General features: G+C 42.2%; 13 protein-coding genes. All 13 read right to left on the bottom strand.

Going from position 1 to position 10347, the window contains the following annotated elements; all coding sequences use genetic code 11:
• Positions 1–436, bottom strand: a 436-nt coding sequence (gene whiA, locus QZ359_RS05290) for a DNA-binding protein WhiA (RefSeq protein ID WP_293963908.1), incomplete at its 3' end; no start/stop codon positions are given.
• Positions 433–1410 carry a YvcK family protein gene (locus tag QZ359_RS05285; protein ID WP_001231075.1) on the bottom strand — a complete coding sequence of 326 codons (978 nt, stop codon included), beginning with the start codon at positions 1408–1410 and terminating at the stop codon, positions 433–435. The genes whiA and QZ359_RS05285, both read right to left, overlap by 4 nt.
• Positions 1407–2297, bottom strand: a complete 891-nt coding sequence (gene rapZ, locus QZ359_RS05280) for an RNase adapter RapZ (protein WP_293963907.1) — start codon at positions 2295–2297, stop codon at positions 1407–1409. The genes QZ359_RS05285 and rapZ overlap by 4 nt, the downstream gene beginning before the upstream one ends.
• 51 nt (positions 2298–2348) lie before the next feature.
• Entirely contained in the window at positions 2349–2729 is a 381-nt protein-coding gene (locus QZ359_RS05275) for a RidA family protein (protein WP_001140420.1), read from the bottom strand.
• 10 nt (positions 2730–2739) lie between these two features.
• Positions 2740–3327, bottom strand: coding sequence for a ribosome biogenesis GTP-binding protein YihA/YsxC (gene yihA / locus QZ359_RS05270; RefSeq protein ID WP_000422605.1), 588 nt, complete (start codon positions 3325–3327; stop codon positions 2740–2742).
• A gap of 8 nt (positions 3328–3335) precedes the next feature.
• The gene (clpX, locus tag QZ359_RS05265) at positions 3336–4568 is read right to left on the bottom strand and encodes an ATP-dependent Clp protease ATP-binding subunit ClpX (RefSeq protein ID WP_025169664.1); all 1233 of its coding nucleotides are present in this window, start codon (positions 4566–4568) and stop codon (positions 3336–3338) included.
• Between the two features lie 36 nt (positions 4569–4604).
• The gene (locus tag QZ359_RS05260) at positions 4605–4775 is read right to left on the bottom strand and encodes a hypothetical protein (protein WP_000442260.1); all 171 of its coding nucleotides are present in this window, start codon (positions 4773–4775) and stop codon (positions 4605–4607) included.
• The gene (locus QZ359_RS05255) at positions 4775–5281 is read right to left on the bottom strand and encodes a dihydrofolate reductase (RefSeq protein WP_293963906.1); all 507 of its coding nucleotides are present in this window, start codon (positions 5279–5281) and stop codon (positions 4775–4777) included. Before QZ359_RS05255 ends, QZ359_RS05260 begins: the two co-directional genes overlap by 1 nt.
• Before the next feature lie 130 nt (positions 5282–5411).
• Positions 5412–5930, bottom strand: a complete 519-nt coding sequence (locus QZ359_RS05250) for a Dps family protein (RefSeq protein ID WP_042750433.1) — start codon at positions 5928–5930, stop codon at positions 5412–5414.
• Between the two features lie 237 nt (positions 5931–6167).
• Positions 6168–7682 (bottom strand): GH25 family lysozyme, encoded by a 1515-nt coding sequence (gene lytC / locus QZ359_RS05245; RefSeq protein WP_203176050.1) that lies wholly within the window; start codon positions 7680–7682, stop codon positions 6168–6170.
• A 33-nt stretch (positions 7683–7715) separates the two neighbouring features.
• Positions 7716–8474, bottom strand: coding sequence for a triose-phosphate isomerase (gene tpiA, locus QZ359_RS05240; RefSeq protein ID WP_293963905.1), 759 nt, complete (start codon positions 8472–8474; stop codon positions 7716–7718).
• Positions 8475–8571: 97 nt separating this feature from the next.
• Positions 8572–9249: a DnaD domain-containing protein gene (locus tag QZ359_RS05235; protein ID WP_060805865.1), complete on the bottom strand. Its 678-nt coding sequence runs from the start codon at positions 9247–9249 to the stop codon at positions 8572–8574.
• 8 nt (positions 9250–9257) lie between these two features.
• Complete coding sequence (metA, locus tag QZ359_RS05230) at positions 9258–10202, bottom strand: homoserine O-succinyltransferase (RefSeq protein ID WP_084930455.1); 945 nt, start codon at positions 10200–10202, stop codon at positions 9258–9260.
• Positions 10203–10347: the final 145 nt, after the last annotated feature.

Raw genomic sequence — 10347 nt, 5'->3', positions numbered from 1 at the left:
CCAACTGGTACTTGCCTGACTCAGGGTCACGAATGCTTCCATTTGCCAAGAAAGCACCACAGAGATAGGCACGGCCGGCTTCCTCATCCGATAAAATCGCCTCATCAATACCCGTTTCTAGGCCAAAAAAGGAGTCTGCTAAGTGCAAATCACTCAGAAGGTCCTGCACCTTTTCATCTGTAAAAACGGTATAGACTCGATTCTTGCGGAGATTGCTTCTTTGGTGGTGGCGAATTTCCGATTTGATTTCGTAGAAATGGAGAAAAGACTCATAGAGGTGACGAGCCAGCTTGGCATTTTCTGTCACGACGGACAAGGTCAAGCCCGAGGTCGAGAGACCGATACTACCAGACATCTTGATAATGGCTGATAATTCATGCCTGCTCAGATGGGGCTGACCCAGGATTTCTTCTTTTACTGCTACTGTGAAACTCATTTTCTCACCTGTATAATCCGCATCAACTCATCCACGATCAAATCTCCATCGTGGAAGGCACCCCCATTTTCCAGACGAAGGAAGTTGGATGAAATCACACGCGGAACTTGCTTACAAAGACCAGCAAAATCATGTTCCACCTGCACCAAGTATTCATCAAAACGGTTGGAATTCATGTATTCCTGAGGCACTTTTTCGATATTCACCAAGACAGTGTCGATAAAAGGTCTGCCAAGATGACGATGCAAGACTTCCACGTGGTCACTATCTGTAAAGTGTTCTGTCTCCCCACGTTGGGTCATGATATTGCAGACATAGGCGATTTCTGCCTTGGTTTCCAAAAGCGCCTGCCCGATTTCCTTAATCACGATATTGGGCAAAATAGAGGTAAATAGAGAACCAGGTCCGAGGACAATCATGTCACTTTCAAGAATGGTCTGCACTACTCGACGGCTAGCCAGAGGTGTATCATCGTTGAGGGTATTAGTTACATAAACATGGTCAATCATGCCTGGATGGTCTGCAATATGGCTCTCTCCAGCTACTTCTGTCCCATCCTGAAAAACTGCGTGCAGGGTCAAAGGATGGTCACTGGAAGGATAAATCTTCCCAGTTGTATGGAAAAATTTGCTCAGTAACTGCATGGCATTATAGGTCGAGCCCTGCATTTCTGACAGGCCAGCGATAATAAGATTTCCCAATGGATGTCCGGCAAAGGCTCCAGCATCTTCAGAAAAGCGATACTGAAAGACTTTCTCATAGAACTTAGGCATATCCGACATGGCCACAAGGACATTACGAAGATCCCCTGGTGGTGTCAATTGCTGCATATTTTTTCGGAGTTCACCTGATGAACCACCATCATCCGCCACCGTTACGATAGCAGCGATTTCCACATCTTTTTCACGCAGACTTTTTAGAATGACAGGGATACCAGTCCCTCCTCCAATCACCGTTATCTTTGGTTTTCTCATGAACGGTTTACCGTTTCCTTTCTTCGGTCTTTGTCGCGGTGCCCTTCATTAACAGGCCAATTCTTGGATAAGTCCTGCGCCAAGCGTTTAGCAAAGGCCACACTACGGTGTTGCCCACCCGTACAACCCATGGCAATGGTCAAAACGGACTTACCTTCCTTTTGGTAACTTGGCAAAATCGGCTCAATCAAGGCCAATAAATGTTGATAAAAGTCTTCTGACTCAGGATGGTTCATGACATAGTCGTACACTGGCTCATCCACTCCCGTTTGATTACGCAGTTCTGGTAGATAGTAGGGATTTGGCAAGAATCGAACATCAAAGACTAAATCTGCATCAATCGGGATTCCATATTTAAAGCCAAAAGACATGACTTCGATACGGAAAGACTGGGCTTGTTCCTGATCCGCAAACTGCTCTGCAATGGTTTTACGCAACTCACGTGGAGTGAGTTCAGTCGTATCCACCACATTTTGACTCATATTTTTCAAAGGTGCCAAGAGCTCACGTTCCAGCTTGATTCCATCCAAAATCCGACCATCTGCAGCTAATGGATGACTCCGTCTGGTTTCCTTGTAACGAGCGACCAATTCCTTATCAGCTGCATCCAAAAAGAGAATTTTAAAGTCCAGTTCTTCCTTGTTTTCCAACTCATCCAAAACAGCTTGAATCTCTGAGAAGAAAGAACGGCTACGCATATCTACTACCAAGGCCAACTTATGGTCGTCTTCCTTTTTTTCCACCAACTGCAAAAACTTAGGCAAGAGAGCTGGCGGCATATTATCAATAGTAAAATAACCCAAATCCTCAAAGGACTGAATGGCTACAGTTTTGCCTGCACCACTCATTCCTGTCACAATCACCAAGTGAAGTTGTTTCTTTGTCATCTTTTTCTCCTTATATCAAAAGAAGTTTGGCAACACCAAACTTCAACTAGCTTATCCAATCTCTGCGATGACTTCGATTTCGACTTTTACATCACGAGGAAGACGAGCTACCTCTACTGCTGAACGAGCTGGAAATTCCTCTTTAAAGGCCGTTTGGTAAACCTCGTTAAAAGGAACGAAGTCGTTCATATCGCTCAAGAAGCAAGTTGTTTTGACCACATGGTCAAAGTCAGTTCCTGCCTCTGCCAAAATAGCACCGATGTTTTTCAAGACTTGTTCTGTCTGTTCTTGGATCGTTTCTCCAACGATTTCCCCAGTTTCAGGAGAGAGAGGAACTTGACCACTAGCAAACAAAAGGTTGCCAACGATTTTTCCTTGAACATATGGTCCGATAGCTTTTGGAGCTTTGTCTGTATGAATTGTTTTTGCCATTTTCTTTTCCTCACAATTTTTCTAAGATTGCATCCCAAGCCTCATCCATCCCTGCCTTGCTGACAGATGAAAAGAGGATGAAGTCGTCACTTGGGTCAAAGTTTAATTTCTTTTTGATTGCTGATTCGTGCTTGTTCCATTTACCACGAGGAATCTTGTCCGCCTTGGTCGCCACAATGATAACCGGAATCTCATAATACTTGAGAAATTCGTACATCTGCACATCATCTGCTGACGGGTCATGGCGGAGATCCACCAAACTAACAACCGCACGGAGATTTTCCCTAGTTGTCAGATATTCCTCAATCATGCGCCCCCACTTTTCACGCTCTTTTTTGGAAACGCGAGCATAACCATAACCAGGAACATCCACAAAGCGCATCTTGTCGTCAATGTTAAAGAAGTTGAGAAGCTGGGTTTTCCCAGGTTTCCCTGACGTACGAGCCAGATTCTTACGGTTCAGCATGGTATTGATAAAGCTGGATTTACCAACATTTGAACGCCCTGCAAGAGCGATCTCTGGCAGTTCATCCTGTGGGTAGTGGGACTTGTTAGCCGCACTGAGCAAGATTTCAGCATTATGTGTATTAAGTTCCATAGTCACCTCTAGGCTGTTTCTAGGATTGGTTTATCCGTTCCATCGACAGCTTCTTTTGTGATGCGGACCAATTTCACATTTTCCTGACTCGGTACTTCAAACATGACATCTAGCATGGTTTCTTCGATGATGGAGCGAAGACCACGCGCACCAGTTTTGCGTTCGATGGCCTTATTTGCAATCTCTTGAAGGGCTTCGTCGTCAAATTCCAACTCGACATCATCATAAGAAAGCAAGGTTTGGTATTGTTTTACCAAGGCATTTCTTGGCTCTTTCAAGATACGAACCAAGTCATCCACTGTCAATTGCTCAAGAGCTGCAAAGACAGGCAAGCGTCCAATCAACTCAGGGATAATGCCAAATTTTTGAATATCTTCTGCGATGATTTCTTGCATGTAAGAGCTGTTTTCGTCAATCGCCTTATTGTTTTGACCAAATCCGATGACTTTTTCACCCAGACGTTGTTTGACAATTTCTTCAATACCATCAAAAGCACCACCCACGATGAAGAGGATATTTTTGGTATCCACTTGAATCATCTCTTGTTGCGGATGTTTGCGTCCACCTTGAGGCGGCACGCTTGCAACTGTTCCCTCAATAATCTTGAGAAGGGCTTGTTGCACCCCTTCACCAGAAACATCACGTGTGATAGACACGTTCTCACTCTTCTTGGCAATCTTGTCAATTTCATCCACATAGATAATGCCACGCTCTGCGCGCTCAATGTTAAAGTCAGCGGCCTGCAGGAGTTTGAGGAGGATATTTTCCACGTCCTCACCCACATAACCAGCCTCGGTAAGAGCTGTCGCATCCGCAATCGCAAAAGGTACATTCAAGCTCTTAGCCAAGGTCTGGGCAAGGAAAGTTTTCCCTGAACCAGTTGGACCAATCATCAAGATGTTTGACTTCTGCAAATCTACATCTTCCGACTCTTCACGCGTATCGTGGAAATTGATGCGTTTGTAGTGGTTGTATACTGCTACTGCTAAAGCCCGTTTGGCACGATCTTGACCGATTACATAGTGGTTCAAGATATGGAGGAGTTCAATTGGTTTTGGAACTTCTGACAAGTCTGCCAAGACTTCCTCAGCCAACTCCTCCCGAATGATTTCCTGGGCTAACTCCACACATTCATTACAAATAAAGGCGTTGTTCCCAGCGATTATTTTTTGTACTTCTTCTTGGCTTTTGCCACAAAATGAGCAATAAACCATCATATCATTATTCCTAGTTGTAGGCATGATTTCCTTCCGTTCTATTCTATACTGTCATTCTATCTAAAATAAGGTCATGTAAAAAGCATGGATACTATTGACCAAATTGGTAAAGGCATTTAACCAGAGCAGGACAGAAAGTCCATAACGCTTTTTACGAAAAGCCTGTGCTCCAGCAAGCAAGCAGACCAAACACAGCATGGCTGTGAAAAAACCAAATATACTACGTTCCATTAGACTTCCTTTCTCTTGCGGTATTGGATGGTAAAATCATAAGGATTTTTCTCATCCTTGGTATAGGATTTGCTTGAAACTGTCTCAAAAAGAGATAAGTCAAACTCCTCAGGGAAATAGGTATCTCCCTCCACCCGAGCATGGATTTGAGTGACAATTACTTCATCCAAATAGGGTTCAAAAGCCTGAAAAATCTGCTTCCCACCGATAATATAGAGATTCTTGTCTTGGCCCTGATACCAGTCGAGAACAGACTGGACATCCTGAAAAGTAATAACCCCATCTATCTTTTCTTCCGGGTTACGTGTCAAAATCAAGGTCTCCCGTTTTGGAAGCAAGCGACGCCCCATCCCATCAAAGGTCACGCGCCCCATCAAGATAGCATGATTCAGAGTTGTTTCTTTGAAGTGTTGCAGTTCTGCTGGCAAATGCCAAGGCAGGCGATTGTCCTTACCAATCACACCCTCTTCATCCTGGGCCCAAATAGCTACGATTTTCTTAGTCATGCTTCCATCCTTTTCACTGATAGTACTATTTTATCAAAAAACTCAAAAAAAGACTGGTTTGGAATAGCTTACAGAATATAAAAAATCCGTAAGAGGAATCCTACAGATTTTTATATGATTATTCTATTTCTTACAAACCAGGTGCTTGTCCAAGCTCTGCGGCAAGCATCCAGATTGTTTTATCAGTTTCAGTTTTAGCGTCTGAGAAGATACCGTTTGTCACATCGTCACCTTCTTCATCAGTGACATCCAAACCTTTTTGGAAAAGTTCTGACAAGTAACGGTAGATAGCAAGAACACGTTCCAAGCTTTCTTCAACATTACGGTATTCACCAGCTTCTTCTTCGATTTCACTGTTTTGAAGGAATTCTGTCAAAGTAGAGAATGGGCTACCACCAAGTGTAATCAAACGTTCGCTGATTTCATCCAATTGACCGTCAAGAGCATCCATGTACTCATCCATTTTTGGATGCCATACAAGGAAACCACGACCACGCATATACCAGTGTACTTGGTGCAAAGCCACATGAGCTACGTACAAATCAGCAACAGCTTGGTTCAAGACTTCCTTTGTTTTTGCCAATGCTACTGGCGCTGCTTTTGTTAATGATGTTACATCTTTTACTGCTTCTTTTTTCAATTCTACCATTTTATTTTACCTCATTCATTATTATTTGTAATCACTTCTTAATGATTACTACCTTAGTATACTACTAAGTAAAACCAATAGCAAGCCAAATGACTCACATGAGAAAAGTTGCAATAGACTGATAATTTAAGAATTTTTTAGAATGAAACCCAGTCCCTTTCAAACTCTCTTAACAGAGATAAAATAAAGAAAAAGAGGATGCAATTTTCTTGCACACTCCTTTCTCAAACTTATATCTTAATACCAAACGCTGACGTCAACACGACCACGAATTCCTTTTAAGTATTCAGATGAGGTATATTGCCATCCTTTTTCACCTGAATAATGAGGATTTGTCCAATCAAGCGCATCCGTATAGGCTGCTACCCAGTTAACATGTTGCAAAATATCAGGATGATTCAAACGAGTTTGCAAAAGTTGACGGTAGCTATAAACTTTCACATTTTGATAACCAGCCTGTTTCATTGTTGCCATATACTTGTTGATAATCTTGACCCAGGTTCCAGTATCACTTGGAGCTCTCTTGGTCTTATTGCCATATTCCCAGTTCTCAACATCGTAGTAGATAGGGTAAGACAAGTTCATCTTGTATTTTTTCAAGAGTTCAATGGTTTGATTAGCATCATTCTCAGCATCGGTCTCATTTTCAGCATAAGTATAAAGGTAAACACCGTAAGGAATTCCAAGACGGTTTAACTCCTTAATATTATGAGCCAATTCCTTGTCCTCAGTTCCACTATAGCCCAAACGAACAATGACTCCATCAACGCCATTATCATCGATGACTTTTTTCCAATCACTGATCCGACCATTGTGCTCACTGACATCGATAACTTTTTTAACTTGATCAGTCCCAACTTGTTCTTCACGATGGTTAAAGAAATAACGTCTGCCATTTCGGTGAACCCAGCCAACATTCAAGTCTTTCTTTTCTTTTAACTCACCTGAGTCAGAAAAAATATAGCGAGCATCATCCATGACTAATTCGCCAGTAGCCATAGCACCACTTCCTGTCAAATAATAGTTACCCTGCCACTCATCTTTAGCCATGTAACCCCACTTCTTGAAATAGTACCACTTGCCGTCTACCTTTTGCCACTCTTGATTTGCATAAGAACCATCGGACTTGAGATAGAAATAAGACGAAAAGGCTGGATCATAGAGCCATTCATTTTGCATCATAGCACCTTGACCATTTAGGAAATAACTTCCTTGCCATTGACTTTTAGCTAAATAGCCCCATTTTTTAAAATAGTACCATTTACCTCCAACAGAATGCCATTCCTGGTTAGCATAAGAACCATCGGACTTCAGGTAAAACCAATTCTTATAGGCGTTATCATAAACCCATTCATTCTTAGCCATATAGCCACCTGATTTTAGGTAGTAATTGCCCTGCCACTCATTTTGAGCATAACGACCGTCTGACTTAATATAAAACCAAGCCTTATAGTAGTTATCAAAAATCCACTCACTCTTGGCTTTGGAACCATCAGCCTTTACATAATAATCCCCCTCCCAGTGGGCAGAAGCATTGATCTTTACTCCTGCGCTCGTTTGAGTTTTGTTAGAAGACTGATTTTGCTCTGAACTACTTGAAACTGTCGTTGCATCCTGCGAAGTTTTTGCTACTTCAGTTTCATTTGCAGCTACATGACTAACTGCCAAGCCTAGTAAAAAGATACTCGCTAATCCAATTTTTCCAATCTTTGTTTTCAATCTTTCCTCTCCTATAAAAAATGGAACAGACATCTGAATGCTGTTCCACCTAGCTTTTGCTACTGATTATTTTACAAAGTCAAGCAAAGTCAAGAAGCTTTCTGCTTCAAGTGACGCACCACCAACAAGGGCACCGTCAACGTCTGGGCAAGCCATGTATGAAGCAACGTTTTCAGGTTTAACAGAACCACCGTATTGAACACGAACTTTGTCTGCCACTTCTTGACCAAAGTCAGCAGCTACAACGTCACGAACAACTTTACACATTTTTTGTGCGTCGTCTTGTGAAGCTGATTTACCAGTACCGATAGCCCAGATTGGCTCATAAGCGATAACTGATGAAGCTACTTGTTCTGCAGTCAATCCAGCAAGAGCAGCTGAAACTTGAGCACCTACGAATTCTGCTGCTTTACCAGCTTCGTAAGTTTCAAGTGATTCACCACAACAGATGATTGGAAGCATACCGTTTGCAAAGATTGCTTTTGCTTTTTTGTTGATATCTTCGTCAGTTTCATGGAAGTAGTCACGGCGTTCTGAGTGACCGATAACAACGTAGTCAGTACCGATTTCTTTCAAAACTTGTGGGCTAGTTTCACCAGTGAAAGCACCTGAATTTTCAAAGTAGCAGTTTTGAGCAGCAACTTTAAGGTTTGAACCTTTTGCAGCAGCAAGAACAGTTGTCAAATCAAGAGCTGGAGCAGCGATACCTGCTTCAACAAGATCTGATGAAGGAAGTTTTGACGCAACTGCTTCAACGAATTCTTTAGCTTCTTCTGGATTTTTGTTCATTTTCCAGTTACCAGCGATAAATGGTTTACGTGACATTTCACATACCTCTTTTTTCAATTTATTTTCTATTTATTTTATCACAATTAGACACAGCTTGCAAATCTTACTCGGATTTCAAGCCTGCTTACACGGATTAATCCTTCCAGAGATCCATGGCATTTCTGAAATCTGCCGATACCTGTGTCATCTGAGGATTGCTTGCTTCTCTTTCTGCCCGCTTAGCCTCAATTTGAGCCACACTCTTGATTCCTTCATGGCGCCAATTTCTCAAAATCGCCTGAATGTACTTCCAGTTTGGTTTTCCATTCAAAACAGCTTCACGAAGAGCTTCCTTAATCAAGTCAGCACTGGTCCCATCTTCTTTTAGGGTCTTGGTCAAATCCTCAATTTCAAAAGGCGTCAACAAACGTCCCAACTCCTGTTGAAAGGTTTCTACCAAATCCTTGAGCTGGTTTTGAGGTGTCAACTGGTCTGAACTCGAAGTAGGAGCTCCAAGCAAGTTATCTAAACGTTCCAAAGCCAAACTAGCATCAAAGAGCAATTCAATTTCGCCATTTAATTCGATAGTACGATACTGGAGCAGTCCCCTCTCTGTCAAGTTGGAAATGGACTGGTTGACATCCGAAATTTCCTTGCCAATCCTTTCAGCAATCTGACTTGGCGACATTTCTTCCAAACCTGTCGTATTTTGCAAATAGAAAAATTGCCAGACTAAAAAATCATCGCTTGAAGGAAAGAGTTCCTTAAAATGCAAGAGCAGGGCACTCGGTAAAACCAAGTTCCCTGATTTAAAAGCGTCTAAATATGTCATAATTCCTCTTATAAATACCCATATGCAGATGCATCATCTTCTATCTTTCTCCAGTCAAAAGGCGTCTCCTGATAGACAGCATAGTTTACCCAGTTACTGAAAAAGAGGGCTGCTGATGAAGACCAACAAAGACAAGGTGTCTGGTTGACATCATCATCCTTAAAGTAATTTTCTGGAATATGAGGATCCAAACCTGCATTACGATCTCGGAAATACTCTTTTGCCAGGGTATCACGATCATACTCCAAATGCCCAAAACTATAAATTTCTCGTAAATCCCGACTGGCCAAAATCGAAACCCCAACCTGAGGTCCTTCTGATAAAATTTCGAGATTGGTCTTATTCAGAATCTCTTCCTTAGAAATCTCCGTATGCCGAGAATGAGGAGCTACGTAGCTATCGTCAAAGCCTCTAAAGAGAAGGTGACCCTCTTTTAGGGTGTCCTGAGGATAGATACCCGATAACTTACTGTCCATCTGGTATTTTTCCACTCCATAACGCAGATAAAGACCAGCCTGAGCCCCCCAACAGATATGAAGGGTCGAATAGACATGGGTCTTGGACCACTCGATTACCTGACTGAATTCCTCCCAATAGTCCACTTCCTCAAATGGTAAATGCTCAACTGGAGCACCCGTGATAATCATGCCATCAAAATACTCATCCTTAACCTCTGGAAAAGTTTTATAGAAGGTCTCCATGTGCTCTGAACGAGTTGTTTTAGAACGATGGCTCTCCATATAGAGAAAATCTATATCCAGTTGCAGGGGTGTATTAGCCAAATGGCGTAACAACTGGGTCTCTGTGACCATTTTTTGTGGCATGAGATTTAAAATTAAAATCTTCAAAGGGCGGATATCTTGGTGGGCAGCACGTTGATCATCCATGACAAAGATGTTCTCTGTCCGTAAAATCTCAACAGCTGGTAATTTTTTATCAATTCGAATCGGCATAACCCTCTCCTAACTGTATTCTTTCAGGAATAATTGCATATGTTTGAAACTCTTCGAAAATCTCTTCAAACCGCGTCAACGTTGCCTTGCCGTAGATATGTTACTGACTTCGTCAGTTCTATCCACAACCTCAAAACAGTGTTTT

This window comes from Streptococcus sp. (assembly GCF_019414905.1).
In the GTDB taxonomy this organism is placed as follows: Bacteria; Bacillota; Bacilli; order Lactobacillales; family Streptococcaceae; genus Streptococcus.
Note: the sequence above shows the minus strand (reverse complement) of the source record. Positions and strands in the feature narration are given on the sequence as shown.

Excerpts from the sequence above, each read along its gene's own strand:
- QZ359_RS05285 (WP_001231075.1), bottom strand. The coding sequence starts at position 1,410 with ATGAGAAAACCAAAGATAACGGTGATTGGAGGAGGGACTGGTATCCCT.
- rapZ (WP_293963907.1), bottom strand. The coding sequence starts at position 2,297 with ATGACAAAGAAACAACTTCACTTGGTGATTGTGACAGGAATGAGTGGT.
- QZ359_RS05275 (WP_001140420.1), bottom strand. The coding sequence starts at position 2,729 with ATGGCAAAAACAATTCATACAGACAAAGCTCCAAAAGCTATCGGACCA.
- yihA (WP_000422605.1), bottom strand. The coding sequence starts at position 3,327 with ATGGAACTTAATACACATAATGCTGAAATCTTGCTCAGTGCGGCTAAC.
- clpX (WP_025169664.1), bottom strand. The coding sequence starts at position 4,568 with ATGCCTACAACTAGGAATAATGATATGATGGTTTATTGCTCATTTTGT.
- QZ359_RS05260 (WP_000442260.1), bottom strand. The coding sequence starts at position 4,775 with ATGGAACGTAGTATATTTGGTTTTTTCACAGCCATGCTGTGTTTGGTC.
- QZ359_RS05255 (WP_293963906.1), bottom strand. The coding sequence starts at position 5,281 with ATGACTAAGAAAATCGTAGCTATTTGGGCCCAGGATGAAGAGGGTGTG.
- QZ359_RS05250 (WP_042750433.1), bottom strand. The coding sequence starts at position 5,930 with ATGGTAGAATTGAAAAAAGAAGCAGTAAAAGATGTAACATCATTAACA.
- lytC (WP_203176050.1), bottom strand. The coding sequence starts at position 7,682 with ATGTCTGTTCCATTTTTTATAGGAGAGGAAAGATTGAAAACAAAGATT.
- tpiA (WP_293963905.1), bottom strand. The coding sequence starts at position 8,474 with ATGTCACGTAAACCATTTATCGCTGGTAACTGGAAAATGAACAAAAAT.
- QZ359_RS05235 (WP_060805865.1), bottom strand. The coding sequence starts at position 9,249 with ATGACATATTTAGACGCTTTTAAATCAGGGAACTTGGTTTTACCGAGT.
- metA (WP_084930455.1), bottom strand. The coding sequence starts at position 10,202 with ATGCCGATTCGAATTGATAAAAAATTACCAGCTGTTGAGATTTTACGG.